The 25,624-nt window shown below is 60.0% G+C and carries 25 protein-coding genes; 13 read left to right on the plus strand and 12 right to left on the minus strand.

Translation table 11 applies throughout. From position 1 onward, the window contains the following. The first annotated feature begins 10 nt into the window (after window positions 1-10). From NMA52_RS07915 to cmk, 4 genes are all read left to right on the plus strand, one after another. Window positions 11-1,930 (plus strand): ABC-F family ATP-binding cassette domain-containing protein, encoded by a 1,920-nt coding sequence (locus NMA52_RS07915; RefSeq protein WP_254827124.1) that lies wholly within the window; start codon window positions 11-13, stop codon window positions 1,928-1,930. A gap of 168 nt (window positions 1,931-2,098) precedes the next feature. Further along, window positions 2,099-3,295 carry a hypothetical protein gene (locus tag NMA52_RS07920; RefSeq protein WP_254827125.1) on the plus strand — a complete coding sequence of 399 codons (1,197 nt, stop codon included), beginning with the start codon at window positions 2,099-2,101 and terminating at the stop codon, window positions 3,293-3,295. A gap of 134 nt (window positions 3,296-3,429) precedes the next feature. Next, complete coding sequence (locus NMA52_RS07925; RefSeq protein WP_183494890.1) at window positions 3,430-3,651, plus strand: DUF2795 domain-containing protein; 222 nt, start codon at window positions 3,430-3,432, stop codon at window positions 3,649-3,651. 152 nt (window positions 3,652-3,803) lie between these two features. Beyond that, on the plus strand, window positions 3,804-4,484 hold the full coding sequence (gene cmk, locus NMA52_RS07930; RefSeq protein WP_254827126.1) for a (d)CMP kinase: 681 nt from the start codon (window positions 3,804-3,806) through the stop codon (window positions 4,482-4,484). On the opposite strand, the gene NMA52_RS07935 is transcribed toward cmk, so the two are convergent. Both NMA52_RS07935 and NMA52_RS07940 read right to left on the minus strand, forming a co-directional pair. Next, entirely contained in the window at window positions 4,465-4,956 is a 492-nt protein-coding gene (locus NMA52_RS07935) for a DUF4112 domain-containing protein (protein ID WP_254827127.1), read from the minus strand. The genes cmk and NMA52_RS07935 overlap by 20 nt on opposite strands. Window positions 4,957-5,068: 112 nt before the next feature. Then, complete coding sequence (locus tag NMA52_RS07940; RefSeq protein WP_254827128.1) at window positions 5,069-5,824, minus strand: hypothetical protein; 756 nt, start codon at window positions 5,822-5,824, stop codon at window positions 5,069-5,071. A gap of 94 nt (window positions 5,825-5,918) precedes the next feature. Here NMA52_RS07940 and NMA52_RS07945 point away from each other — a divergent pair, with 94 nt between their 5' ends. The 4 genes from NMA52_RS07945 to NMA52_RS07960 all read left to right on the plus strand — a co-directional run bounded on the left by NMA52_RS07945 (window position 5,919) and on the right by NMA52_RS07960 (window position 8,989). Then, complete coding sequence (locus tag NMA52_RS07945; protein WP_254827129.1) at window positions 5,919-6,635, plus strand: NUDIX domain-containing protein; 717 nt, start codon at window positions 5,919-5,921, stop codon at window positions 6,633-6,635. A 111-nt stretch (window positions 6,636-6,746) separates the two neighbouring features. Next, window positions 6,747-7,328 carry a nucleotide exchange factor GrpE gene (locus tag NMA52_RS07950; protein ID WP_254827130.1) on the plus strand — a complete coding sequence of 194 codons (582 nt, stop codon included), beginning with the start codon at window positions 6,747-6,749 and terminating at the stop codon, window positions 7,326-7,328. A 36-nt stretch (window positions 7,329-7,364) separates the two neighbouring features. After that, on the plus strand, window positions 7,365-8,528 hold the full coding sequence (gene dnaJ, locus NMA52_RS07955) for a molecular chaperone DnaJ (RefSeq protein WP_254827131.1): 1,164 nt from the start codon (window positions 7,365-7,367) through the stop codon (window positions 8,526-8,528). Window positions 8,529-8,557: 29 nt separating this feature from the next. Beyond that, complete coding sequence (locus NMA52_RS07960) at window positions 8,558-8,989, plus strand: gliding motility lipoprotein GldH (RefSeq protein WP_254827132.1); 432 nt, start codon at window positions 8,558-8,560, stop codon at window positions 8,987-8,989. 1 nt (window position 8,990) lies between these two features. Here the strand turns inward: NMA52_RS07960 and NMA52_RS07965 are convergent, their stop codons facing one another. Then, a complete protein-coding gene (locus NMA52_RS07965; protein ID WP_254827133.1) occupies window positions 8,991-9,857 on the minus strand; it encodes an RNA polymerase sigma factor RpoD/SigA in 867 nt (288 codons plus the stop codon). A gap of 195 nt (window positions 9,858-10,052) precedes the next feature. Here NMA52_RS07965 and NMA52_RS07970 point away from each other — a divergent pair, with 195 nt between their 5' ends. Both NMA52_RS07970 and NMA52_RS07975 read left to right on the plus strand, forming a co-directional pair. Continuing rightward, a complete protein-coding gene (locus NMA52_RS07970; RefSeq protein ID WP_254827134.1) occupies window positions 10,053-10,475 on the plus strand; it encodes a DUF983 domain-containing protein in 423 nt (140 codons plus the stop codon). Between the two features lie 7 nt (window positions 10,476-10,482). Then, a complete protein-coding gene (locus NMA52_RS07975) occupies window positions 10,483-10,863 on the plus strand; it encodes a translation initiation factor (protein ID WP_254827135.1) in 381 nt (126 codons plus the stop codon). Between the two features lie 12 nt (window positions 10,864-10,875). Here NMA52_RS07975 and NMA52_RS07980 read toward each other — a convergent pair whose 3' ends face one another. From NMA52_RS07980 to NMA52_RS07990, 3 genes are read right to left on the minus strand one after another with little or no spacing between them, the layout of a single operon-like run. Then, a complete protein-coding gene (locus tag NMA52_RS07980; RefSeq protein WP_254827136.1) occupies window positions 10,876-12,540 on the minus strand; it encodes a glutamine--tRNA ligase/YqeY domain fusion protein in 1,665 nt (554 codons plus the stop codon). Between the two features lie 59 nt (window positions 12,541-12,599). Beyond that, a complete protein-coding gene (gene purE, locus NMA52_RS07985) occupies window positions 12,600-13,091 on the minus strand; it encodes a 5-(carboxyamino)imidazole ribonucleotide mutase (RefSeq protein WP_254827137.1) in 492 nt (163 codons plus the stop codon). A gap of 39 nt (window positions 13,092-13,130) precedes the next feature. Beyond that, entirely contained in the window at window positions 13,131-15,569 is a 2,439-nt protein-coding gene (locus NMA52_RS07990) for a TonB-dependent receptor domain-containing protein (RefSeq protein ID WP_254827138.1), read from the minus strand. Window positions 15,570-15,778: 209 nt separating this feature from the next. Between NMA52_RS07990 and NMA52_RS07995 the strand changes: the two genes are divergently transcribed. Next, complete coding sequence (locus tag NMA52_RS07995) at window positions 15,779-16,888, plus strand: sensor histidine kinase (RefSeq protein ID WP_254827139.1); 1,110 nt, start codon at window positions 15,779-15,781, stop codon at window positions 16,886-16,888. Next, window positions 16,818-17,555, plus strand: a complete 738-nt coding sequence (locus tag NMA52_RS08000; RefSeq protein WP_254827140.1) for a LytTR family DNA-binding domain-containing protein — start codon at window positions 16,818-16,820, stop codon at window positions 17,553-17,555. The genes NMA52_RS07995 and NMA52_RS08000 overlap by 71 nt, the downstream gene beginning before the upstream one ends. 9 nt (window positions 17,556-17,564) lie before the next feature. Here NMA52_RS08000 and NMA52_RS08005 read toward each other — a convergent pair whose 3' ends face one another. Beyond that, a complete protein-coding gene (locus tag NMA52_RS08005; protein ID WP_254827141.1) occupies window positions 17,565-19,997 on the minus strand; it encodes a TonB-dependent receptor domain-containing protein in 2,433 nt (810 codons plus the stop codon). Window positions 19,998-20,317: 320 nt separating this feature from the next. On the opposite strand from NMA52_RS08005, the gene NMA52_RS08010 reads away from it, so the two are divergent. Further along, window positions 20,318-20,680, plus strand: coding sequence for an MmcQ/YjbR family DNA-binding protein (locus tag NMA52_RS08010; RefSeq protein WP_254827142.1), 363 nt, complete (start codon window positions 20,318-20,320; stop codon window positions 20,678-20,680). Here the strand turns inward: NMA52_RS08010 and NMA52_RS08015 are convergent. From NMA52_RS08015 to NMA52_RS08035, 5 genes are all read right to left on the minus strand, one after another. Continuing rightward, the gene (locus NMA52_RS08015; protein WP_254827143.1) at window positions 20,672-21,391 is read right to left on the minus strand and encodes an RluA family pseudouridine synthase; all 720 of its coding nucleotides are present in this window, start codon (window positions 21,389-21,391) and stop codon (window positions 20,672-20,674) included. The two genes, NMA52_RS08010 and NMA52_RS08015, sit on opposite strands and share 9 nt — an antisense overlap. 117 nt (window positions 21,392-21,508) lie before the next feature. Continuing rightward, window positions 21,509-22,603, minus strand: a complete 1,095-nt coding sequence (locus NMA52_RS08020) for a membrane dipeptidase (protein ID WP_254827144.1) — start codon at window positions 22,601-22,603, stop codon at window positions 21,509-21,511. Between the two features lie 3 nt (window positions 22,604-22,606). Then, entirely contained in the window at window positions 22,607-23,722 is a 1,116-nt protein-coding gene (locus NMA52_RS08025; RefSeq protein ID WP_254827145.1) for an alanine racemase, read from the minus strand. Further along, window positions 23,719-24,111: a RidA family protein gene (locus NMA52_RS08030; RefSeq protein ID WP_254827146.1), complete on the minus strand. Its 393-nt coding sequence runs from the start codon at window positions 24,109-24,111 to the stop codon at window positions 23,719-23,721. Before NMA52_RS08030 ends, NMA52_RS08025 begins: the two co-directional genes overlap by 4 nt. A 9-nt stretch (window positions 24,112-24,120) precedes the next feature. Next, entirely contained in the window at window positions 24,121-24,978 is an 858-nt protein-coding gene (locus tag NMA52_RS08035) for a fumarylacetoacetate hydrolase family protein (protein WP_254827147.1), read from the minus strand. Window positions 24,979-25,624: the final 646 nt, after the last annotated feature.

Consider the following 25,624-nt stretch of genomic DNA (forward strand, 5'->3'; position numbering starts at 1 on the left):
CTTGTATCCTATGCTAACCGCCACCGGTATCTACCAACAGTACGGCGATCGTATTCTCTTCGACCGCGTGACGTTCACCGTCGGCACCCGCGATAAGGTCGGCCTGGTCGGGCGCAACGGCGCGGGCAAGTCCACGATGCTGAAGATCATCGCCGGGGATCTCACCCCCGATGAAGGCAAGGTGCAACGGGAAAGCGGTTCCACCCTCGGGTATTTGCACCAGGAGATGGACATGCCCACCGGCAATACCGTCATGGAGGAAACCCTCACGGCCTTCGCCCACATCCAGGAGATGGAGGACCGGCTGGAAGCCCTGAACAAGGAGATGGAAGTTCGGACCGATTACACTTCCGACTCCTATTCGAATATGCTGGAAGAATTTACCCACCTGACCGAAAAATTCGCTCTGGTCGGTGGCATCACGATGGAAGCGGAAGCCGAACGGGTACTGAAGGGGCTGGGCTTCAAGAACGGTGATTTTAACCGGCAAACCACCGAATTCAGCGGCGGCTGGCAAATGCGGATCGAACTGGCCAAAATGCTGCTGCAACGGCCGGACTACCTGTTGCTCGACGAGCCGACGAACCACCTCGATATCGAGTCCATCATCTGGCTCGAAAATTGGCTGGCGTCGTACGCCGGGGCGGTCATTACGATCAGTCACGATAAGCAGTTTCTTGATAACGTGACCAGCCGGACGCTGGAGATCGAACTCGGTAACGTTTACGATTATAAAGCGGGGTACAGCAAGTACGTCGAGCTCCAGGCCGAACGGCGGGAAAAAGCCGAAGCCGCCTACCTGAATCAGCAAAAGGTGATCGCGGACAAGGAGCGCACCATCAGTCGCTTCATGGCGAAAGCCACCAAGACGAAGATGGCGCAGTCCATGCAGAAGCAGCTCGATAAGATCGAGCGCATCGAATTGGACGTGACGGACAATTCGGTCATGAACCTGCGTTTTCCCCCCGCGCCCCGTTCCGGCGCCATCACCCTGCAGGCCCGCAAGATCACGAAGACCTACGGCAACCTCAACGTGCTGCGCGGCGTCGACCTGAAGGTGGACCGGAAAGATCGCGTCGCCTTCGTCGGGCAGAACGGGCAGGGAAAAACGACCCTGGCCAAGATTTTGATCGGTAACATTCCCGCGACCGCCGGAGAGGTGGAACTCGGTCACAACGTCAGTGTCGGCTACTACGCTCAGAACCAGAGCGATGCCCTCGACGGCAACAAGACGTTGCTGGAAACAATGGAGGAGGCCAGTCCGCCCGAAATGCGCACCCGCCTGCGCAGCGTCCTGGGGGCTTTCCTCTTTACCGGTGAAGATCAGGACAAAAAAGTGATGGTCCTCTCCGGTGGGGAGCGCGCCCGGCTCGCTCTGGCCTGTATGCTGCTGCGCCCCTTCAATCTGCTGGTGCTGGACGAACCGACGAACCACCTCGACATGGCCAGTAAGGATATGCTGAAGTCCGCGCTGATGGAGTACGACGGCACCTTGCTGGTGGTCAGTCACGACCGGGAGTTCCTTGCCGGTCTCACGGATCGCACCATTGAGTTCCGCGATCACCAGCTCTACGAGCACCTGGGTGACGTGAATACCTTCCTTGAGAAGCGCCAGCTGGACGATATGCGCAGCGTGGAGTTGGAGAAGCCGAAGAATGGAACGACTTCCCCGGACACGGTCAGCAAACCCGCCCTCCAACTCAGCAACGAAGAGGTGCGCAAACTGCAGAAAGAAGTTGCGACCGCCGAGCGGAAGATCGAACGCCTGGAGCAGGACATCGAGAAGCTTCATCTCCGGATGTCCGACCCCGATTTTTACAACGACCAGGCCCGGGTTGACCGCACCACCGAGGAGCTCAAACGGAAGCAGGCGGACCTCGCCGAAGTAATGGAAAGCTGGGAAACGGCCAGTGAAGCCCTGGGGGAATAAGGGCAGCCACAATTTAAAATTCCGCCGCCCGCCGACACGGGTTTAAAAAATTCTTAATTAGCTCCCGGGGGCTATACTTTTCCATTGCGGCAAACGTATATTACGTATCAAGCTACCGGGGTGTTCACTCCCTCCCCCCGACGGCCGTAATTCGAAACAAAGCCCCCCATGAAAATTGTCGTCGCCAGGCTCGTTGCTCTCGTGCTGTGCGTCCTGGCCTTCGCGAACACGAACCTCACCAACCTGGGCAATCCCGCCAGCTACCAGCGCTTTTCCATTCCGTTTTACGCGCAACCGGTTTCCGTCACTTACGATCCGAACATGCTGATCGCCGAGCCGACCGTTCTCAACAACCAAGCGATCCGTAGTGCCTACAATCAGCTACAGCGCCGCCCCACCCAGGTGCTGCTGAACCACTTGCTGGACGCGAAGGGTCGTTTCGGACTTAATGACTTCCTCTTCTTCAAACTCGCGCGCAACACCGTCAACACCATTTACCGGGGCACTTCTCCTTCCGCCCAGACGATCACCCTGTACAAACTGTTGATCGATTCCGGCTTCGACGCACGGCTCACCTTCCGGGGCGATCAGGTGTACCTCAACGTTTATACGAAGGAAGAACTGTTCGAAGTGCCCATCATCGAATCGGACGGGCGCCCCTACGCCAACATCAGCTGTCTCGACGGGGAGTGTGAGGGCCGGCAGCGGCTGTACATCTTCAACGATCACCCCAATCCCCGGGGCAAGTCCTTCGGCTTCCAACTCAATAGCTGGCCCAAACTGGCGGAGCAACCCACCGCTAAGGACCTTACCTTTAATTTTCACGGCGTACCGCAGGCCATGAGCGTCACCTTCGACAAGACGATGGTGGACATCATGACGGATTATCCCTTCATCCACGAGTACTGCTATCTCGAAACGCCCCTCTCCCCCACCCTGACCAAAAGCCTGCTTCCCCAGCTGCGGCAGCTGATGCGCGGTATGGATGTCCAGCAGCAACTGGAGCTCCTGACCAGTTTCACCCGCTCCGCTTTCGCCTACAAGGAGGATAACGAATACTTCGGCCGGTCCAAGCCAATGGTACCTGAAGAACTGTTCGGGTACAGCTATTCGGACTGCGAGGATCGCTCCGCACTTTTCTTCGCCCTCGTGCGTGACCTGCTCGACCTGCCCATGGCCGTCATCGCCTACGACGACCACCTAACGGTAGCCGTCGGTGGTGACATGCCGGGAGACTCGTTCAATTACCGCGGACAGCGCTACGTCTTCTGCGACCCCACCGGCCCCCGCAACAGCAGCCGCATCGGTCAGGTTCCTCCCGGCTACGAGGACAAAAACTTCACCGTCATCGGCACTTACAATTAATTGCCCCTCAGCCTCTTACATCCTGATTACATCCTTGATCTCCGGAGTGTCCGCGAATTACTACATTTGCCGCCTCAACGAACGGGAACAATTCCCGCGCTCGCGGCTTTTTTAGGTACTTAAACACAGTTAGCATGTATTGGACCCTCGAACTCGCTTCACATCTGGAGGATGCCCCCTGGCCCGCCACCCGCGACGAACTGATCGACTTCGCCATCCGCTCCGGTAGCCCCCTCGAAGTGATCGAGAATCTGCAGGCCATGGAAGACGAAGGCGAAACCTACGAAGCCATCGATGATATCTGGCCGGACTATCCCCGCAAGGACGACTTTCTGTTCAACGAGGACGAGTACTAGCCAGCTTCCCCCGCCGGACCGGTCCAGCCGTCTCCGCGCACCGGACTACTACCTCCGCGCTTCATCCAGCGGCGAAAGCCGGCAGCCGCGTGTTGCCGGCTTTCGCCGTATTATGCCGACCCCCCGGCAAACTTTTCCAATCCGTGATTTCCGTGGCAAATCCCCGACTTACCATCGCCATCGACGGCTATTCCGCCTGTGGCAAATCCACCCTCGCCCGCGCCCTGGCCAAACGTCTGGGCTACAGCTACATCGATACCGGAGCCATGTACCGGGCCGTTACCCTGTACTTACAGCGCGAGGGAGTGGATATCGGCGACCAGGAAGCGATCTCGGACGCTATGGATGGACTTCGCATCGCCTTTCGCCCCTCCGACAATCACGTACTGCTGAACGGGGAGGACGTGGAACGGGAGATCCGGGGGCTGGCCGTCAGTAAAATGGTCTCCCCGGTGGCGGCCCTGTCCGCGGTACGGCGAGCCATGGTCGATCAGCAAAGAAAAATGGGGGCCGCCGGGGGAGTTATCCTCGACGGTCGGGACATCGGCACGGTAGTCTTCCCCGATGCCGACCTGAAACTGTTCGTCGTCGCCGATCTGGATACCCGGGTAGATCGCCGCCTGCGGGAACTGGTCGCCGCCGGGCGGGAAGTTCGCAGAGAAGACGTTGCCGCCAACCTGGAGGAGCGCGATTACATCGACAGCCACCGGGCCGATAGTCCCCTGCGGCAGGCCGAGGACGCTATCCTACTGGACAATACCCACCTCGACCTGAACCAACTCGTGGAGCGGGGGGTAGAACTCGTGGAGGACCTTAGAAAAGACCCAGAATAAGTTCGAAGATCTTTACCGTAACCCATACGAGGACGATCATCAGTACCACGATGGCCGCGATCACGGCTAACACCACCGGCCATACGCTGCCGCGGTGCTTACCCTCCTCGTAGTATTCCTTCATCAACTGGGCGTTGCGGTAGTTGGCCTTGTACACCAGGTCGAAGAGGTTACCGAGGATGGGTATGGCACCCACGAAGGCATCCAGTACTACATTGACGAGCATCCGGGCTACGAGCATGGGACTGGCACCGTGGCGGGCCATCGTAGCGACCAGCGTACCCGACATGCCCAGCGAAATGATGTCTCCGGCACCGGGCACCAGACCGAGAATGAAGTCCAGTCCGAAGCGGAGGTCCGTGCCCGGAATGCGGAATTTGGTGTCGAGCACGCGACTGAAGGAGTCTACCCACCGCAGTTGGGGGACTTGGCGTTGCTGCTCGGTAAGGATAGGATGGTCGGGGGTATGCATCGGCGAGATTTATGACCGGAGTGGTCACCGACTTCAATCGCAGGAACGGCCGGCAGGTTCGTTTACCCGGAAGGATGGCTTGACGGAAATACCGTTGCTCCCGCGTCCCCGCCTACCGATGTTCGGGGGAGGGAGAAAAGTGATCCGGCGGCAGGGCGGGGTTAAGTTCGACGTCGGTGATCGTCATGCGCATGCTTTCCCGGCCGGCAACGCGTTGCCGCAGCGAGGTGGGGAGCAGCAGCCCGTCAAACCTCCGGTAATCGTCGAAGTAGGTTTCCACAACCGTGGTACGCCCGGTAGCGCCGCGCGACTTGGCGATCTGGCAAACCGGCAACAGGCTTTTCTTCCCGAAGTAATGCGTCTGATCGTAACCCGAAGCGTGGGTCACGTGAATGCCGTACACGGGTACATTCTCCAGTACCGTATCGGCCACGGTTTGCAGCCGGTAGCCCCGCCGCGCGTAGTCGATAAACACGTTGAGAAAGGGATGATCGCGTACGGCCGCCAACTCCTCTCCTTCCAGCAACCGGGGTTCCGTAATGCCCTGCATGGGGAAGGTCATCCAGGCGACCCGGCCATCGTAGGCCTGGATCATGGGACTGTCCCGGATACCAACCTCGATCCGCTGCTTCCCGCCCGCGGCGGTGGTGATCGACAGGGGGAATTCCAGACCCTCCACGACGGTGGTACCCTGCATGCGCAGCGACCGAACGGCCCGCCAGGCCTCCGCACCTCCGATGCTGTCGACGTAGCCGGCCGCGATCCCTTCCGCACCCTTTTCCTGGGCGTTGGCCGCCGGGCTATATGCCAGGAGAACAACCAGCGACAGTAGCGCCGCGAATCTGGATAAAAAAGGTATGTCGGGCACGGTAAATTGTTGTCGGTGAACGGTCATCCAATATACGGCCCCGATATCCTACGGTAAACCACCCGTCCTGCTATCTTTGCCCAAAGTCCGCTTAGTGCACCCGGAAACACGATTCGCCAACTACTTCAAATCTGCCTTCACCGTTGACAGCGTCATCTTTGGTTTTGACGAGGGTGCCCTGAAGATTCTGCTCATCCGCCGGAGCGAGGAGCCCTTCGACGATTACTGGGCGCTCCCGGGCTACTTCGTGCGCCAGGACGAGGACCTCGACGAGGCCGCCCAGCGAACCTTGCGGGAAACCACGGGCCTGGAGAACGTCTACCTGGAGCAGGTACACACCTTCGGTTCGCCGGGGCGCCACGAATTCGGCCGCGTCATCACGGTCGCCTACTACAGCCTGGTGAAGATCGCCGACTTTACCCCGCGGGCGGACGGACTTTCGCGCGACGTGAAGTGGCACGACCTGGACGCCGTAAGCGGTCTGGCCTTCGATCACGACGAGATCGTCCGCACCGCTACCGAGAAACTGAAGCGGAGCATCCGTACCCGTCCGGTGGGTTTCGAGCTACTGCCGCCGGAGTTTACCCTGACGGATCTGCAGCACCTCTACGAAGCGATCTGGGAAACCCGGCTCGAAAAGCGCAACTTCCGGAAGAAGATTCTGTCCATGAAGCTGCTCGTCGACCTCGAACGCATGCAGGAAGGCGTGGCGCACCGGCCCGCGCGACTGTACCGCTTCGACGAGGACCGCTACCACGAACTCACCCGCGAGGGCTTCAATTTCGAACTCCGGGAGGGCAAAAGTCGCTGACTCCCCCACCCCGCCGTGGCAGGATCGGGCGGATTGACCTGACAAAGTTTCCGCAATACACCGGTGGTCCTACATTTGCCCCGTACCGGGGTGTTTAAACTATTTAAGAAGATGAGTAAGAAGAACCCCGATCAGCCCATCGTGGACGACGAAATGTTGAACAACAGCGATGCGTCGCCGGAAGAGCACGTACTCGACCAGGATCTGAAAACCGACGAAAACCTGCAGGAAGACCTGCCCGATACGGTCGACGTCTCGGAATTGCGTAAGCGCCTGGAGGAAAAAGAAGATCGTTACCTGCGCCTGTACGCTGAATTCGACAACTACAAACGTCGGACCCAGCGCGAACGCCTGCAGATGATGGAAACCGCCGGCAATAAGACCATGCAGGCGCTGCTTCCGGTTCTTGACGACTTCGACCGCGCCGCCCAGGTAGCCGAGCAGGACGAAGCGGCCTCGGAAGTCTGGAACAACGGCATCGGCCTCATCCACAAGAAGATGTTGCAGGCGCTCTCGTCTCAGGGGCTTCAGCCCATGGACAGTACCGGCAAGGAATATAATCCCGATCTGTTCGAAGCCGTCACGGAAGTGCCGAATCCCGACATGAAGGGTAAGGTCGTCGACACTATCGAACGCGGTTACACGTTGAATGGCCGCATCATTCGCCACGCTAAGGTGGTCGTGGGCAGGTAAGCAGGAGCTGCCCCCACACAAAACAAGCAAAGCCTAATGGCAAGAGATTATTACGAAATTCTCGGCGTATCCAAGGATGCCGACACCGATACGCTGAAGAAGGCCTACCGCAAGCTGGCCATGAAGTACCACCCCGACCGCAACCCCAACGATGCGGCCGCGGAGGAGAAATTTAAGGAAGCCGCCGAGGCCTACGACGTCCTGAACGACGGCGACAAGCGCGCCCGCTACGACCGCTTCGGTCACGCCGGCGTGAACGGGCAGGGCGGATTCGGCGGTGGCCCGGGGGGTATGACCATGGAGGACATCATGTCCCAGTTCGGCGACATGTTCGGCGACGGCGGGGGCGCCTTCGGATCCTTCTTCGGCGGTGCCGGCGGGGGCGGCGCGCGTCGGCAGGCCCGCGGGGAACGCGGTTCCAATCTGCGCATCAAAGTCCCCCTGACGCTGGAAGAGATCGCCGAGGGCGTGACCAAGCGCATCAAGGTCAAGCGACAAAAAGTCTGTGACGTTTGTGACGGCAGCGGTGCCAAGGACGAAAGCAGCGTGGAAACCTGTCGCACCTGCGGCGGTGCCGGCGTAGTGCGTCAGGTGCGTTCGACCTTCATCGGTCAGATGGCCACCACCACGACCTGCCCCACCTGCGCGGGCTCCGGCACCCAGATCAAGGCAACCTGCAACAATTGTAAGGGCGACGGTCGGGTGTACGGAGAGGACACCATCGAGGTGAACATTCCCGCGGGCGTAGAGGAAGGCATGCAACTCAGCATGCGCGGCAAGGGCAACGCCGGCCGCCGTGGTGGACCTCCCGGTGATCTGCTCATCAACATTCAGGAGAAGGCCCACGACGAATTGCAGCGTGACGGGCAGAAGCTCATCTATGATCTCTACCTAAACTTCGCCGATGCGGCACTGGGCACCTCCGTGGAGGTCCCGACGATCGCGGGCCGGGTAAAGATCAAGGTGCCCCCCGGCACCCAGTCGGGTAAGATCTTCCGTTTGCGCGGTAAGGGATTGCCCGCTCTGCAGAGTCACGGACGCGGAGATCAGCTTATCCACGTCAACATCTGGACGCCGAAGAAACTGAGCCGGGAAGAAACCGAACTCCTCGAGCGGATGCGCGATATGGAAAACTTCGCCCCAAAACTCGAAAAGGGAGACAAGGGCTTCTTCGAGCGAATGAAAGAGTACTTCTCGTGATCCGGGCCAGCCTGCCCTACGGAATATTGATGTGTCTTCTCTTCAGTTCCTGCGGGCCGGAAGTAACGTTTCGGGAGGAGGTCAATTTTGGCAGCGGGCACTGGTCCTACACGGACAGTGTTGCCTTCGTCTTTCCGGTCGCGGATACCACCGGCCGCTACGATCTGGTCCTGTCCGTCGATCACGGCACCGAATTCGCCTACCAGAACTTTTACGTCAACTTGCGTACCCACCTCCCCTCCGGCGAAGTGCTCACCCAGAACCTCTCCCTGCAATTGGCCAACACTTTCGGGGAGTGGTACGGGGACTGCGGTGAAGCGGAGTGTACGCTCGACATTGCCCTACAGGAAGGTACCCGTTTTACGGAAACGGGAGAACACCGCCTCGTGGTAGCCCAGTATTCCCGGGACGAGCCGCTGCGGGACGTGAACGGGATCGGATTCAGAATCGTAAAAAACTAGCTTACCCGAGGTAGCTGCGCAGTAGGTTCTTATTGCGGCTGCGGCGCAATCTCCGGATGGCACGTTCCTTGATTTGCCGTACGCGCTCCCGCGTGAGGTCGAATCGGTCGCCGATTTCTTCCAGGTTCAGTTGATCCTCCCCATCGAGGCCAAAGTAAGCGGCCAGTACGGCGCGTTCGCGGGGAGCGAGCAGATTCAGATTAGCAATCACCTCCTTACTCAGCGATTCGCCCATGACCTTGAGGTCCGGATTGGAATCCTCGTCGTTGGCCAGGGTATCGAGCATGGTGATGTCGGAATCGTCGCCGGCGACCGGCGCATCGAAGGAGAGGTGGCGCATCCGTCCGCGCATTGCCCGTTCGACGTCGGCGACGGAGATTTGGAGTACTTCGGCCAGTTCGTCGGGTTCCGGGTCGCGCTCAAATTCCTGTTGGAAGCTGGCGATGGCCTGGGTGACCTTCGTATAGCCGGCGGCTTTGTTGTTGGGCATGCGCACGAGGCGGCTGTACTCAACGATCGCCTGCATGATGCTCTGGCGGATCCACCACACGGCGTAGGAAATGAATTTGAAGCCGCGGGTTTCGTCGAATCGCTTGGCGGCCTTGATCAGACCGACATTGCCTTCGTTGATGAGATCGGAAAGGCTGAGTCCCTGGTTCTGGTACTGCTTAGCCACGGAGACCACGAAGCGGAGGTTGGCCTTGGTCAGGCGTTCCAGGGCAGCCTGGTCTCCTTCGCGAATGCGGGCGGCCAGGCGGGCCTCGTCTTCCGGGGTGAGTAAATCGATTTTACCGATATCCGTCAGATATTTCTCCAGCGCGATGCTCTCGCGGCTGGTAATCTTATTGCTGATCTTTAACTGACGCATTCCAACTTACCTTTTCAAGACGTGTAATTTTGATTTTAAGCCTCCGTTTCTGAGTCCTAATATATAAAACTTTGCACGGTCCACCTATGTAATCACTCTGTATTCGACCAAACATAGACGATGTTACGGACGGCGAAATTGCCGGCCCGTATCCGGTTTCCCTTATTTATCCGTTTACCCCGCAAATGCACCCCGATGGCGAGTAAGTTTTACAGCATTTTTTCTTTAAAGTGCCCTACCTGTCACCGGGGTGATCTGTTTCCCACCGGGTCCTTTTCCTTCGACCGCCCCTTCGCCCAGTATACCCACTGCCCCGCCTGCGGTCAGCGGTACTTCCCGGAGCCCGGTTTTTACTACGGAGCGATGTTTATTTCCTACATCGGATCGGGCTTTTTTTGCCTGGGAGTCGTCATGTTCCTGCGCTGGGTCCTGGGGTGGTCCATGCTGGCCTCCTTCCTCGTGCTCATCGCGATCGTGGGAATCTTATTCGTCTGGTGGTTCCGGGTGTCCCGCTCGGCCTACCTCAATCTGGTGTACGGGTACCGCCCCGAAGTAGCCGCCTCCGTGGAGGCCGGCACCCTGAAGGTTGCCCCGCCGGAAACCGTTAACCAAACCTAGCCCCCCAATGGCCAAAAAGAATTACAACACGCCCAGCGCACCGGACAATCCCTTCGCCGCCCTTTCCGGCCTGAACAACTTGCCCCCGGCACCCGACAACCTTCCCCCGGAGGCCGAAGAGGATGCCGAGACGCAGGAAAGCCGCACGGATGCCCTGCGGGTGTACGTCGACCGTAAATACCGCCGCGGGAAGGCCGCTACCTTGGTCCGGGGGTTCACCGGTGACGAAGGGGCCCTGCAGGAGTTAGGCAAGACGCTCAAGGTAAGTTGCGGCGTAGGCGGCTCCGTCAAGGACGGGGAGATCATTATTCAGGGTGATCAGCGCGACCGGGTGATCGAGCTACTACTCGACATGGGTTACCGCAACACTAAACCCGCGGGCGGTTAGCGCCCGGACGTGCTATCCCCGGAAGCTTGACTTCAGGCCGACGGTCAGGTTGAAGACGGGCCGCGCCGGGGTCGAGTCCGGATCCACCGTAAAGTAGCCCTGCCGCAAGAACTGAAAGCTTTCCCCCACGGCGGCACCCTGCAGGGCCGGCTCGCCCTTGGCGGTGATCATGGTCAGGCTGTCGGGATTGAGAAACTCGATGAAGTCGCGGTCTTCGTGGTCCATCGGCGTAGGATCGGTGAAGAGGGGCTGATACATACGCACCTCGAGATCCACGGCCGCGGAGGCGCTCACCCAGTGGAGGGTCCCCTTCGCCTTTACCCCGCTGGTGTCCTCTCCCGACCTGGAATCGGGATAGTAGGTGCAGTTGATTTGGGTTACTTTGCCTTCGGCGTCCTCTTCGTGGCCGTCGCAGTGAATGATGTAGGCGCTCTTGAGGCGAACGTCTTTGTCGGGAGCCAACCGGTAGTACTTACGGTTCTGGGGCTCCTTGCGGTAATCCTCCCGCTCTACGTAGATCTCCCGCCCGAAGGGCAGCTGCCGGGTACCGTGACTGGCATCCTCCGGATTATTTTCCGTTTCGAGCCACTCGGTCTGATCTTCGGGATAATTCGTGATGACCAGCTTGACCGGATCGAGGACGGCCATGTAGCGGTCGGCGTCGCGGTTCAGGACTTCCCGCACGTTAAATTCGAGCAGATCGAGGGTTTGTTGGCTATCGCGGCGGGTCACGCCCGTATGCATGCAGAAATTACGGATGGCTTCGGCCGGATATCCCTTCCGGCGCAGGCCGGCAATGGTGCTCATCCGGGGATCGTCCCAGCCGGTGACCAGTCCTTCCTCGATGAGCATCTTGAGCTTCCGCTTGGAGGTGATAAAATAGTCGACGTTCATCCGGGCGAATTCGATTTGCCGGCTGGGAAATATTTCCAGTGCCTCGATCAGCCAGTTGTACAGGTCACGGTGGTGACGAAACTCTAGGCTGCACAGCGAATGGGTAATTCCCTCGATGGAGTCGCTCTGTCCGTGGGCAAAGTCGTAGAGCGGATAGATGCACCAGTCCTCTCCGGTGCGGTGGTGGGCTTCGTGCTTGATGCGGTAGAGCACCGGATCGCGGAGCAGGAGATTGGGGTGCGCCATGTCGATCTTGGCCCGCAGTACCCGGCTCCCGTCGGGAAACTCACCGGCACGCATGCGGGTGAAGAGGTCCCGGTTTTCCTCCGCACTGCGGTCGCGGAACGGGCTGTTCTTACCCGGCACCCCGATGTCGCCCTTCTGGGCTTCGATTTCGGCGGCCGTGGACTCGTCTACGTACGCCAGCCCCTTGTCGATGAGCTTGAGTGCCAGTTGGTACAACTCTTCGAAGTAGTCGGAAGCGTAGCGCGTTTCCCCTTCCCACTCGTAGCCCAGCCACCGAATGTCGCTCTGAATGTTTTCGACGAACAGCGTTTCCTCGGTGCTGGGGTTGGTGTCGTCCATCCGCAGGTTGGTCCGCCCACCGAACTTCCGGGCCGTCTCGAAATTGATCACGATGGCCTTGGCGTGGCCGATGTGGAGGTAGCCGTTCGGCTCCGGGGGGAAGCGGGTATGGATACGCCCGCCGTGTTTACCGTTGGCGAGGTCTTCGACAATGATCTCTTCAATAAAGTTGTCGGCGGTGTGCGTGGGGCTAGACATGACAATAGATAATTAAGGGCGCAAAGGTACGACGGGCGGCGGGGCCGCCACCGGGCCGACTACTTCCACCCGTCGCGCTCCAGGCGGGTGTACTTTTCCTCCACCGCCGCCCGCAGGCTTTCCTGGTAGTCCGCGACCTTACGGCGAATGCTTTCGTCGCCCGCGCCGAGGATCCGCGCGGCCAGCAGACCGGCGTTCTTGGCGCCGTCCAGGGCCACGGTCGCTACGGGGATGCCCCCCGGCATTTGCAGAATGGAGAGCACGGAGTCCCAGCCGTCAATGCTGTTGCGGCTCTTGATCGGCACCCCGATGACGGGCAGAGGGGTGAGGCTGGCGACCATCCCCGGAAGGTGGGCCGCTCCGCCCGCTCCGGCCACGATAACTTGGATCCCGCGCTCCGCCGCCCCCTTAGCGTAAGCGTATAGTCGGTCCGGCGTACGGTGGGCGGAAACTACCGTCACCTCCACTTCGATGCCAAAATCGGTCAGTACCTCCGCGGCGTCCCGCATCACCGGCAGGTCGGAGTCGGAACCCATAATTATTGATACCATATCGGTCGGATTGAGGCCGGCAAGGTACGCCGCAGGGGCTTACTCGCCCACGCGACTGGCCTCCGCCTCCAGCCCCGTTTTGCGCTTGCGGCTCTTAACCTTTTGGTTGCCAAAAGTATAGCTCAGGCTCAGGGCAATCCGCCGGCTGTCCCACCGGCCACTACCCTCACTGTACAGTCCGTCAAATTCGCTGTAGCCGTTCCAGCCGGCGGTGTAGAAGAGATCGTTACCGCTGAGCTTGACGTTGAGTTGGTCGTTCAGGAACTTCCGTTGCAGTCCGACGTTGAGGGCACCCAGTTCGTTGTAGCGAAAGACGCCCCCCCACACGCCGGGACCGGAGAAGTACCCGCCGATCTCCGCCGTGAAATCGCCCGGCAGGTTCAGGGTATTCTGCACGTAGAAACTGTAGCTGAACACCCGGACGTCGATGGTGGCCCCGTCGCCGTAGTCCGCCTGATTGTTGATGTGACTGGCCGAGGCGTTGACGTAGAGGTTCCAAGCCTCAGTCAGCTGTAGCGGCGCGCTGGCGTTGAACGAAAAGATCCGCTGGGAGGCCAGGTTGTCCCAGCTGACGAATCCGGCGCGGGGGTCCTGATCGTCGGGTCCGATGAGCCGGGTGATTTGGTTGGCCGTGTTGCTGTAGGCGAGTTTAAAGTTGTAGCGGTACTGCAGGGTATACCCCAACTCCAGGTTATCGACGATCTCGGGGCTCAGAAAGGGATTGCCGCGTTCGTAGCTCAGTTGACTGATCTGCTGGCGGAAGGGGTTGAGGACGTTGTAGTCCGGCCGGTTGATCCGGCGTCCGTAGGCCAGGTTCAGGGTGTTGCCCTTGCGGGCGTCGAGACTGTAGGTAAGCCCGGCGCTGGGGAAAAAACTGAGGTAATTGATCGCTACCGGTGGTTCCCGCAGATCTTCGCGGAAGGGAGCCAGCAGGCCCGTGGCATCCGTGAGCTCCGTGCGCAGTCCCGCCGAAAACTTCCACCGCTCCCCCAGACTCCCCGCGTAGTTCAGGTAGCCGGCGTAGACGTCTTCCGCGTAGTCGAACTGGTTGCTGCGGCGGTCGTCCAGCACCCGTTCGCCGGCGGCGCCGGGCACTACGGCGTAGAACAGGAAAGTATTGTAGGTACGGACCCGGGAAAATTTGCCGCCCGCGCTCAGGGTACCGCCCGCCAGGGGTTGCTCGTAGTCGGTCTGGGCCGTCCAGATGTCGATGTCCGTGGGCGTATCGAAGTAGTTGTACAGGCTGCTCAGCGGATCACCGCCCCGGTCGAAGTAGCGGTTGGACTGATCGGCAAGGTTATCCGTGCGGAAACGCCCGTAATCGAGGTCGACGTTCAGGGTTCGCCCCTCCGCGATCCGGTAGCGGTAGTTCAGATTAACGGTCTGTTGGTTACGGTCGCCATCACGCTGTCCCCGGGCCCGCAGGGTGCTGTCGAATACTTCCGTGCCTCCCCGCAGATCGAAGATGTCGATGTCATCGATCGTCCGCGATCCGTAATCGTTGAAGCGTCCGCCCACCAGAATGCCCAGGGTGTGGTCCTCCGCAAGCGTGATGTCGGCGCCCAGCCGGTAAGACACCGTGCGCGCCTCGGTGATGCCATGTATGTATTCGTCCATGCGCAGCCCGTTCTGGAAACCGTTGAAGAGGGTTGTATTGTAGAACGTGCCGTCGTTCACTCCCGCGTTGCCGAACAGGTTGAGCCAGCGGTTGCGGTAGTTGCCGTTTGCATCTACGCTGCTGCGGAAGTAGCGTCCCTGACTTCCGTTGAGGCTCAGGCTGCCGTTGGCCCCTTCATCTTCGGCCTTTTTCAGGCGGATGTCAATGATTCCGGCGTTGCCCTCCGCCTCGTAACGGGCTCCGGGGTTGGTGATGATGTCGATGCGGTCGATCTGCTCGGCGTTCAGGTTGCGCAGGTAATTGCTCAGGGCCTCGCCGGAGAGGGGCAGCCGGCGGCCGTCGACGTACAGTAAGACCCCCGATCGGCTCAGGACGTTGATGTTGTCGTTGTTGTCGACGGTGACCCCCGGAGCTTTTCGCAATAGGTCCAGTCCCGTGTTGCCGGCGGCGTTGATCGTGCCCTGCACGTTGAACACCGTCCGGTCGGGTTTCACCTCCACCAGGGCCCGGCGGGCGGTAACCGTGGCCTCGGTAAGTTCTACGGCCGCGGGGGCCATGGTCAGTACGCCCAGGTCGGCATCCTCCTGAAGGGTAAGGGCCGGGCGGCGCAGTTCCGGTGCTCCGATGAAGGTTACGGAGAGGTCGTAAGTTCCGTCGGGAACGTCGCGCATGCGGAACAGACCGGCCTCGTCCGTGGTCTCTACTTTGACCAGGCTGCTGTCGGCCGATACGTACAGGGCTACATTCGCAAAAGATACGGGCACGCCGTCAGCGTCCTGCACCTGGCCACGCACGCTCAATTGGGCGGAAACGCAGGAGCAAAGCAAAAGAAAAAAGAGCAGCGTACATGGGTGTTTCATCGGTTGCGATTTTCGTTTAAGTTGTTGACTGCCACAAAATTGCCGCTTCCACTCCCGGCAAGCATAAAGCCTTCGATGAACGACCACGAACGATGGATGAGCGTACGACCTAAGGGCGAATCGGCCGGCCGATGGTTGCTCACCCCCGGACGATGGCCGTTCATCGATTCCCCCGCCCTCCCCCGGTCGGTAGCCGTATACTTGTTCTGATGAAGGGAGCACGCGATTGGCCGTGGCGGAAAATTCTACTGGTGGGCGGGCTCTACCTGACCTTCGCGATCTTCTACATGTTGGCGCTCTACTTCGCCGTTCCTCCGGAGTACCGTCACGGGCTCAACTGGAGGATACTGTACCTCGACTATCCCCTCAAGGCGCTGTATACCCTGCCCATCTGGCTCCTTACGTTCCGCACCTTCGCCCACTGGAATCTGGTGTCGCGAGTCCTTCTCAATGTCGTCCTCCTTCCCGTGTGGGTGAAGGGCTGGCAGTGGTCGTACTACTGGCTCTGCGATGCTTACTTCGGGGGTGGCCACCTGGTGGGTTCCGGCGAGTGGTGGGACGTCTACATTCCGGCACTTTTTTACGTCCTACAGTTCGGCATTTTCCACTCGTGGACGTACTACCAGGACCTGCGGGTGGCGGAAGTGGGCCGGGCGGAAGCTTCCCGGATGGCCCTGCAGAGCGAACTTGACGCCCTGAAGGCACAACTCAATCCACACTTCCTCTATAATGCCTTCAACACCATCAGCGCGTCCACCGGTCCCGGGCAGGAGCGGACCCGCGACATGATCGCGCAGTTGAGCGATCTGTTCCGCTACCAGCTGCGGGCAAACCGGGAGCATCAGCTTACGCTGGCGTCGGAATTAGAATTCGTAACCGGCTACCTCGCCCTGGAACACGCCCGCTTCGGTGACCGACTGGCGTACACCGTCACGGTAGCCGATCCCGCGCTCTACCGGGCCCTCCTGCCCCCCCTGTTGCTCCAGCCCCTGGTGGAAAACGCCGTCCGTCACGGATTGTCATCCCTGGTGGAGGGGGGACACGTGTATATTGAAGTCCGGGCGAAGGCCGATCGTTTACAGTTCTCCGTCCGCGATGACGGGGCCGGTTTCGATCCCGCGCGGATCACCTACGGCTACGGCATTCGCAACACGCGTCGGCGCCTCGCTTTACTGTACCAGACCGACCTGAACGTCGTGAGTTCCCCCGGCCGGGGTACCCGCTGTACGTTCTCCATTCCTCTTGCCTATGCTCCGCAAAGTTTTAGTGATCGACGACGAACCACCCGCCCGCAGCCTCCTGCTGGAATACCTGAGTGACTACGCGGAGCTGATCGTCGTGGGGGAGGCCGCCAACGGAGTGGACGCCCTGCGCCTCATCGGGGAGCACCAACCGGAGATCATCTTTCTGGATATTCAGATGCCAGGTCTCACCGGCCTCGAAGTACTAGCCAGATTGGAGGAATTACCGATGATCATCTTCACGACGGCCTACGACCAGTACGCCCTCGACGCTTTTGAATTGCACGCAGTCGATTACCTCCTCAAGCCCTATTCCCGGGCGCGATTCGCGCGCGCCGTGGACCGGATCGCGGCCCGGAGTACCCTGCCGCAGGCCAACGTCGCCCGGCTGGCGCAACAACTGCGCGATGATTCCACGCGCTTCCCCGACCGCATCATGGTGCCGCGGGGCGGTAAATACGTCGCCCTGCCCGTCGCGGAGATTCTGTGCATCCGCGCCGACGGGGACTACTCCACGATCGTCACCCGGGAACGCAGCTTCCTGAGTCAGTACAGCCTGAAGGAAACCGAGGGGCGGCTGGATCCAACCCAATTCCTACGCATTCACCGTTCGGCCATCGTAAACCGGGATGCGATCGTGGAAATCTACCGGGAGGGACACGGTTACGACCTGGTCCTGCAGAACGGGGAACTCCTGCGGGCGAGCCGGAGCTACGCGGACGTGGTCAGGGATCTCCTCTTCTGACGCTCCCGTTTACTTGATCCGCCCGGCGGCCTCGTCGAGGCCCGTATCGCGACGCCGGCTCCTTACCTTCTGGTTACCGAAGTCGTAGCTCAGGCTGAGGCCCGCCCGGCGACTGTCGCGGCGCACGATCCCCTGGGTATAGAGGCCGTTAAAGTCACTTTCTCCCCGGATGATCGCGGTGTAGAAAATATCGTTGAACGTGAGCTTCGCGTTGAGTTGATTGCTCAGGAACTTGCGCTGCAGTCCCACGTTGACCACCCCCAGATCCTGGTACTCGAAGGTACCGCCGGAAATACCGGGTCCGAGGTACTGCCCGGTCAGCTCGGCCGTGAATCCCGCCGGGAGGGTGAAGGTATTCTGTAGTACGGCCCGGTAGTTGAGGAGCTGCACGTCGACTACTCCATCCTCGCCGTAATCCGCCTGATTATTGATGTGGCTCACGGCCGCGTTTGCGTAGGCACGCCACCAGCTCGTGAGCTGAAAGGGAGCGCTCGCGGTGAAGCTGTACACCTCCTGCTGGTTGAGATTGGCGTAAGTGATGAATCCGGCCTGGGGATTGATGGGATCCGGATTGAATAACTGAGCGATCTGGTTGCTGGTGTGGCTGTAGGCGGCCTTGAAGTTGTACCGCTTTGCCAGGTTGAAACCGAGTTCCAAGTTGTTGGCGATTTCGGGCTGCAGAAAGGGATTGCCCCGTTCGTAACTGAGCTCGTTCAGCTGGACCCGGAAGGGATTGAGGACATTGTAGTCCGGTCGGTTGATCCGACGGCCGTAACGCAGGCTGAGCGCGTTGCCCGACACGAAGGTGTAGCTCAGTCCGGCGTTAGGAAACAGGCTCAGGTAATTGAAGTCTACCGGTGCTTCCTGCCCGACGTTGGCGAAGGGAAAGAGTCGCCCGGTGGCGTCGGTGACCTCCGCCCGTAGTCCGGCATTGTAGCTCAGGCGTTCACCGAGGGTGCCGTTATAGGCCAGGTAGGCGGCGCTGACGTTTTCCTCGTAGTTAAAGCGATTGCTGTTGTCCGTGATGAACTCCCGGTTTCCCCCAACTACATCGTAGAAGAGGAACGCGTTGTCGGTGCCGACGTGGGTAAACTTTGCTCCCGCGCTCGCCGCCCCCTGCCCTAAGGGAAAATTGTAGTCGAGCCGCGCCGTGTAGATGTCAATGTCGATCGGGGTGTCGAAGTAGTTATCGGAGACGCTCAGCAACTCCCCGTCGGGGCTGAAGTAGCGGTTGGGCTGATCGATCAGGTTATCGTTGCGGTAGCGGCCGTAGTCGAGATCGACGTTCAGGTCGTGTCCGCCCGCGATGGCGAAATTGTAGTTCAGGTTGACCGTATTCTGGTTGTGGTCGCCGCGGTCTACTACCGAGGCCCGCAGGATGCTGTCGGGTAGTGCCGCGCCGCCGATGGGCTTTGCTCCCAGCGTGTACACTTCGGTGCTGTTGACGACCCGGCGGTCACCGTTCTGAAACTGGCCGGTGTAGAGGACGCCCAGCGTGTGCCGTTTGCCGAGATAAAAATCGGCGCCGGCCCGCACGGCGGGGGTACGGGTGGAGGGGCGGCTCAGCAGGTTATCCACTAGGTAGAAGCCGTTCTGGGTACTGCGAAAATCGTTGTCGGTGTAGCTGTCGCTGGAGGTGAAATTGAGGCTACCGAACAGGTTCATGCGGCGGCTGCGGTAATTGCCGCTCGCGTTGAGGGCGTAGACCGCGTACCGGCCCTGACTGCCCGAGGCGGAGAGCGTGCCGTTGGCGCCCTCGTTTTCCGCTTTTTTGAGCCGGATATCGATGATGCCGGCGTTGCCCTCCGCTTCGTAGCGGGCTCCCGGGCTCGTGATGATCTCAATACGGTCCACCTGCTCGGCCGTGAGATTGCGCAGGTAGCTCGTCAGGTCTCCGCCGCTCAGGGGCACGCGTTTGCCGTTGACGTAGAGCAACACGCCGCTGCGGCCGAGCACGCCGATCTTATCGTTGATGTCGACGTCCACTCCGGGGGCCTTACGCAGCAGATCGAGGGCATCGTTGCCGGCGGCATTGATGGTGCCCTGTACGTTAAACACGGTGCGGTCGGGCTTTACCTCGACGAGGGCGCGGGTAGCCGTTACGGTAGCCTGATCGAGATCGATGCCTCCCGGCAGCAGGGACAGGGTACCCAGATTTACATCCTGGCGGATGGCAAGGCCGTTGCGGTGAAGATCGGGGGCACCGAGGTAGCTGATGACGACGTTGTAGACCGCTCCGGGCAGATTATGGATCCCGAAGCCACCGGCATCATCGGTCGTTTCGGCCTTGAACAGCGTGGAATCGGCGGCAGTATAGAGGGCTACGTTGGCGTAGGCGACGGCCTCTCCGTTGGCATCCTCCACCTGTCCGGTCAGGCTGAACTGGGCGCGGACGCAGGAGCAAAGGAGGAAGGCAAAAACGAAGAAAAGGGTGGGTTTCATGTCGGTTTAGGTGTCAACGTCCAGCTGCAATGGGGATAAAGATAGACAAGCTAACCGTACTGGTGTACCAATTCAGGGATACCACGGTCGACCGATTGCTGATATATTAGTGGAATATTGTGCCGGCGTGGGCAGAGTTGTCGGTACTCTGACGAATTAAATAATTCCGCGGCCGAAGACTACTTTCGGCTACTGCAGTGTCATCAAAAGGAAATGGAATGACGGGCGTTCTGCGTGCTTAGCGGGTGTGGTGAGTGTGGTGTTATGCGGGGTTGGAGCCCCCCGGGGATGGTAAAGTAACGCTGGCTTATCTTGCCTCCGTGGACCTTAATACCTTTCTTACGTACTGCCTGACAAAAAAGGGCGTCACCGAGACCCTTCCCTTCGGCCCGGATACGCTGGTGATGAAGGTGGCGGGGAAGATGTTTGCCCTTACCGGACTGGACGAAACCGATTTTCGGCTCAACCTGAAGTGCGATCCCGAACGTGCCCTGCAACTGCGCGACCGCTACCCCGACGTGATCGTGCCCGGGTGCCACATGAATAAGAAACACTGGAATACCATCTACGTGGAGCGTGGGGACTTAGCCGACGATCTGGTGCGGGAGCTCATCGACCACAGCTATGATCTGGTCGTAGCGTCGTTACCGAGGAAAGTCCGGCGGGAATGGGATCTAGCCTAGCTTCCCGAGTTGCTTGACCATGGCCCGCATATCCTTTGGCAGGTCGACCTGGAAGTGCATCCATTCCTCAGTGACGGGGTGGGTGAAACCGAGGCGGGAGGCGTGTAGCGGAACCCGGGAAAGCAGCGGCCGCTCTACCTCGTGTTTGCCCTTATTGTAGCGACGTCCCTTGACCTCGGAGAGCAAAAACTCCGTCCGTTTGCCGTAGAAGGAATCGACGATCAGGGGGTGACCGATGTATGCGAGGTGGACCCGGATCTGGTGGGTACGTCCGGTGAAGATCTGTACCCCAACGAGGCTGAAGCGCCCGAGGGTTTCCATGACCTTATAGTCGGTGCGGGCGAACTTTCCGTTGCGGTTGGTGACCATCATCTGGCCCACCTTGCTGGGGTGCGGCGCGATGGGCTCATCGATGGTGCCTTCCTCCGGTTCGGGATTGCCGTCGACGAGCGCGAGGTACACCTTCTCTACATCGCGGGCCTCGAACTGCATGCTCAGTGACCGGTGAGCCTCCGGAGTACGCGCGAAAACCAGCACGCCCGTGGTGGGCCGGTCGAGCCGGTGAACGGGGATGATGTTCCCGAACCGCTCCGCCAGCAGATGCTTCAGATTCGGCAGATCGGGATCATGGCGATCGGGTACGGTCAGCACGTCGGCGGGCTTGTCAACGACGATGAGGTGATCGTCTTGGTGCAGAATGGACAACTTCATGCGCGCAAGGTAAGCCCCCCGGTTGGACGGCTATAGCGGTTGGACGGGGTGACACCGTTGGACGGTCCCCCACCGTCCGACGGCTATAGCGGTCCGACGGCTATAGCCGTCGGACGCTTAGTCACCCCCCAGCACCGCCCCCAGTACCCGCATCCAATTTCCCGACAGTACCTTCTCCCGGTCGACTCGCGCATAGCCCCTTCGCGCCAGTATCGCATCGAGGTGGCGCAGGTCGGCGATAGTATCCAGATCGCAGGGCGACTGCTCCGTTCCGAACAGACCGTCCAGGTCGCTACCAATACCCACGTGGTCGCAGTTGCCGGCCAACTGACAGACGTGGTCCAGGTGATCCACTACCCGTTCGAGCCGAATATCCAGCTGCCGGGGGTCATCGGTTCCGCGCACGTAGCCCGGATGCAGCATCCAGGCATCCAGGGCCCCGCCCAGTACGCCGCCACGGGCAATGACCTGGCGGATCTGATCGTCGCTGAACTGCCGCTGACCCGGAACAAGTGCCCGACAATTCTGGTGACTGGCGATAACAGGGCCGCCGTATAGCTCCAGAGCCTCAAAGAAGCCTTCATCGGTCAGGTGGGTCACGTCCAGCAGTATACGCAGGGTCTCCATTTCGCGTAGCAGCTCCCGGCCCGCCGGCGTAAGGCCACCGCCACCGGATCCCGTTCCCGCAGCGTACCGGCCCGGACCGAAGTGCGCCGGTCCTACGGACCTTAACCCCTGGGCATAGTACCGGTGCAGGTGGTCGAGACCGACAATCGAGTCCGCTCCCTCCAGGGCAAGGACGTAGCCGACGGGCTTCGTCTCATGATCCGCACCCTCCCACTGTGTGACGTGACTATCTAATCCGGCCCGGTCGGATATCTTTACCATCTCACCCTGCCGCTCCATCTCCCGGTACCACGCCACCTGCCGCTGCCCGTCCGCCCAGGCCTGCGCCGGTGAATGCCAGCCGGGCAGCCGCACGGAGGAAGTTCCCGTTTTGGGGTCGTCCACCCGGGCAATGATGGTAGCAAAGACCAGCCCCACCCCGCCCCGCCGCAATTCCGGCAGCGCGACGGTTCCCCGCCCGCGATCGGGGTGATCCGTATAGTCAAGTGCCCGCTCGCGCTCCCGAAGGAGGGCCACCGGTTGGGTCAGATCGCGGTTATACGCCAGGGCATTGGTCGCCAGGTCGAGGTGGGCATCGATGATCACGGGCTAAACGCTTATGCGCCGGTCCCGTGCCACGACCCGCCACGGCTCCCCCACCCGACCCTCGGTTACCGGCAGGATCTCTTCGTATAGATTGACCGTAGTGCAGACGTGGCTGGGCACCGCGTAAAAGGGATCTCCGACGGTGTAATTAGTAGTATCCGGTACGCGCAACACGAGGTGCTCCTCCCACTGCCCCATTACCTCGTAGCTCGGGATTTCGGGGAAGTACATACGGGGTTGCGCCTTGTCCGGCGACACCGCTTTCGACCCCAGATCAAAACAGAGCGTACGCTCGTCGACAACCGATAACACCCGCGTTATCACCAGGGCGGCCGGATCGAATTTCCATTCCCCGAACACTTCGCCGTACCCCGCATCCCAGAGGAAAAAGGTACCCGGACTGACCCACACCCGCGGCCGCCCGACGTAGAACGGAAAGTTGGGTGAGCCCGCCACGACGATTTCGAGTTCGGTACCGAGCAAGGCTTCCGCCGAAGCGCGCAGTTGCAGCACTTCGTCCAGGATCGCTTCCGCCCGGCGACGGCGGACACCCTCCTCCGCGTCCCGTAAATGGCCGTCGTAAACGTGGAAGCCTTTGATCATCAGACCGGTCAGACTTTCCATCCTCCGCAACAGTTCCGGTACATCAGAGGGTTTCACGCCGGTCCGGTCCATCCCGACGTTCAGGTCGAGGTATACGGGTAACAGATCATCCGCAAAACAGTCCGCGGCCACCCGGGCGCTGTCGGCATTATCGATCAGGCTCGCAAATTCCGTGGCCGGAAACAGTCGTCGCAATTGCCGCCAGCGGCGGGCCTTGGTCGCGGAGAGCTGGTAGCTCAGCAGCACCCTTTCGGCTCCGGCCTGACCGAGCAACTCCCCCTCACTTACGGTACTGCACTTGAACCGGGTTATGCCCCGGCCCAGCGCCATATCGGCCACCTCCCGGCATTTCACTGTTTTGATGTGGGGCTGCAGGCAGTGCCCTCCGTCCGTCGCCGTCAGGGTCAGGGCGCGATCGATGTTGCCGGCGATGACATCCGGAAACACCAGGAGCGCCGGCGAATCGATAGCCGCAGGGTTAGTTACCTTATAGCGTTCGTCCGGCACCCACTTCACGACCGCGGCAGCTTGGCGATCACGTCGATCTCGACCTTGATGCCGTTTTGGAGGCCGGACTGTACCGTCGTGCGGGCGGGTCGTACGCCGCTGAAGTAACTGGCGTACACTTCGTTGAACCGACCGAAGTCGTTGCTGTCCGCCAGGTGCACCGTACTTTTCATGACGTTGTCGAGCGTGCATCCCGCCGCCTCCAGGATGGCCTTAATGTTATCCAGCGTCTGCCGCGTTTCTTCCTCGATCGTCCCCAGCTGGTAGGTTTTGGTCTTGAAGTCGATGGGTGTTTGTCCGCTCACGAAGAGCAGGTCTCCGCACACGAGTCCGTCGGAATAGGCACCGGTACTAAAATCTTCCGCGCGGTCGGGATGGGTAATGCGTTGTTTTTCCATGGTACGATACTATTGGTAGGCTTTTACTTCCTGGCGGGAGCTGCCGAGGCCATCGATGCCGAGCTCGACTACGTCACCGGGTTTGAGGAAACGGTTGGGTTTCATGCCGAGCCCGACCCCGCTGGGGGTGCCGGTACTGATCACGTCGCCGGGCAGCAGGGTCATGAAGCGACTAATGTAGCTGATGCACTCCGGAATGTTAAAGATGAAATCGGCCGTCGTGCTGTCCTGCACTTTTTCGTCGTTCACCTTCAGCCACAGACGCAGGTTATGGGGATCGTCGATCTCATCGGCCGTGGCGATCCAGGGGCCGAGGGGCGCGAAGGTGTCGGCGCTCTTGCCCTTCACCCACTGTCCGCCGCGCTCGATCTGGAAGGCGCGCTCACTCACGTCATTGTGCAGCACGTAGCCGGCTACGTGGTCCAGGGCCGCCGCTTCGGAGACGTAGCTGGCGCGTTTGCCGATCACTACGGCAAGCTCCACTTCCCAGTCGGTCTTGGTGCTGTCCCGCGGTATGATGATGGGGTCAAAGGGGCCGGTAATGGCGGACGTGGCCTTCATGAAGATCACGGGTTCGGTCGGCGGCTGGGCGCCGGTTTCGGCGGCGTGGGCCGCGTAATTCATGCCGACGCACACGATCTTCGACGGGCGGGCGCAGGGGGCGGCCAGTCGCACGCCATCGTCCACTACCGGGCAGTTTGCTTCGTGCTGCTCCAGCCATTCCGTCAGGCGCCGGGGACCGTCGTTTCCAAAAAACTGTTCGTGGTAGTCTTCTCCGAAGCCGGAGACGTCGATGCGACTGCCGTCGGGACGGATGATTCCGGGGGCCGGCTGTCCCCGTTTGTCAATAAAGCGGATTAATTTCATAGCGCGAAAGATAGCATTCCCGCAAGAAGCCGGTGCCCAGAGCTCTTCCCGCTCATACCGCTCCCGCGACCCCGCCAAACTTTTAGTACAGGGGGGGCGGTACCGCAGGAGCAATAAATACCCATAAAGCAGTGCCACCACGGCAGCAGTCCGTATTCATAAACACCGGGACCGTCAGCGATCCGGCGCGTTCAATTACAGCGCAACCGTAGGATATTCCGGACCGGCAGCCTGGATCGTAAACGGCGTGCGACCCAGCACGGGCAAAGCCGAAAATAGCCGCCGATGCATTATTTTTTTCGCATTGATATTTGGGAAACACGGAGAAGTCTATCGAAAGCAGCATTAAATTTTATCACCCAAATTTACTTTTCTATAATTTAAATAAGTCTACCCGAAAGACTATACACGCAAGTAACAGTTACGACACATACATATAAATGCATGCCGCCTCGGACCCACTTGGCCAGGTTTTACGGTTACACTTTGTTATTTCTTGCCCATATAGTAGAATTTTTCTACCACTTGATAAATACTCCGGTATATTAGTAGAACACCCGCAAGGAGCTCTCCACGGATAACTCCCCGCAAGCTTGCGTTTTACCACACTTTGAACAACACCCATACCTCCATTTAACCCGTACTG

Source organism: Lewinella sp. JB7 (assembly GCF_024297185.1).
GTDB lineage: Bacteria > Bacteroidota > Bacteroidia > Chitinophagales > Saprospiraceae > Neolewinella.

What these genes read in the sequence shown, in the direction of transcription:
- NMA52_RS08030 (WP_254827146.1), bottom strand. Translation starts at nt 24,111, where the DNA reads ATGGAAAAACAACGCATTACCCATCCCGACCGCGCGGAAGATTTTAGT.
- NMA52_RS07950 (WP_254827130.1), top strand. Translation starts at nt 6,747, where the DNA reads ATGAGTAAGAAGAACCCCGATCAGCCCATCGTGGACGACGAAATGTTG.
- NMA52_RS07975 (WP_254827135.1), top strand. Translation starts at nt 10,483, where the DNA reads ATGGCCAAAAAGAATTACAACACGCCCAGCGCACCGGACAATCCCTTC.
- NMA52_RS08015 (WP_254827143.1), bottom strand. Translation starts at nt 21,391, where the DNA reads ATGAAGTTGTCCATTCTGCACCAAGACGATCACCTCATCGTCGTTGAC.
- NMA52_RS08000 (WP_254827140.1), top strand. Translation starts at nt 16,818, where the DNA reads ATGCTCCGCAAAGTTTTAGTGATCGACGACGAACCACCCGCCCGCAGC.
- NMA52_RS07920 (WP_254827125.1), top strand. Translation starts at nt 2,099, where the DNA reads ATGAAAATTGTCGTCGCCAGGCTCGTTGCTCTCGTGCTGTGCGTCCTG.
- NMA52_RS07990 (WP_254827138.1), bottom strand. Translation starts at nt 15,569, where the DNA reads ATGAAACACCCATGTACGCTGCTCTTTTTTCTTTTGCTTTGCTCCTGC.
- NMA52_RS07935 (WP_254827127.1), bottom strand. Translation starts at nt 4,956, where the DNA reads ATGCATACCCCCGACCATCCTATCCTTACCGAGCAGCAACGCCAAGTC.
- NMA52_RS07995 (WP_254827139.1), top strand. Translation starts at nt 15,779, where the DNA reads ATGAAGGGAGCACGCGATTGGCCGTGGCGGAAAATTCTACTGGTGGGC.
- NMA52_RS07960 (WP_254827132.1), top strand. Translation starts at nt 8,558, where the DNA reads ATGTGTCTTCTCTTCAGTTCCTGCGGGCCGGAAGTAACGTTTCGGGAG.
- NMA52_RS07965 (WP_254827133.1), bottom strand. Translation starts at nt 9,857, where the DNA reads ATGCGTCAGTTAAAGATCAGCAATAAGATTACCAGCCGCGAGAGCATC.
- purE (WP_254827137.1), bottom strand. Translation starts at nt 13,091, where the DNA reads ATGGTATCAATAATTATGGGTTCCGACTCCGACCTGCCGGTGATGCGG.
- dnaJ (WP_254827131.1), top strand. Translation starts at nt 7,365, where the DNA reads ATGGCAAGAGATTATTACGAAATTCTCGGCGTATCCAAGGATGCCGAC.
- NMA52_RS08035 (WP_254827147.1), bottom strand. Translation starts at nt 24,978, where the DNA reads ATGAAATTAATCCGCTTTATTGACAAACGGGGACAGCCGGCCCCCGGA.
- NMA52_RS07980 (WP_254827136.1), bottom strand. Translation starts at nt 12,540, where the DNA reads ATGTCTAGCCCCACGCACACCGCCGACAACTTTATTGAAGAGATCATT.
- NMA52_RS07915 (WP_254827124.1), top strand. Translation starts at nt 11, where the DNA reads ATGCTAACCGCCACCGGTATCTACCAACAGTACGGCGATCGTATTCTC.
- NMA52_RS07970 (WP_254827134.1), top strand. Translation starts at nt 10,053, where the DNA reads ATGGCGAGTAAGTTTTACAGCATTTTTTCTTTAAAGTGCCCTACCTGT.
- NMA52_RS08005 (WP_254827141.1), bottom strand. Translation starts at nt 19,997, where the DNA reads ATGAAACCCACCCTTTTCTTCGTTTTTGCCTTCCTCCTTTGCTCCTGC.
- NMA52_RS07925 (WP_183494890.1), top strand. Translation starts at nt 3,430, where the DNA reads ATGTATTGGACCCTCGAACTCGCTTCACATCTGGAGGATGCCCCCTGG.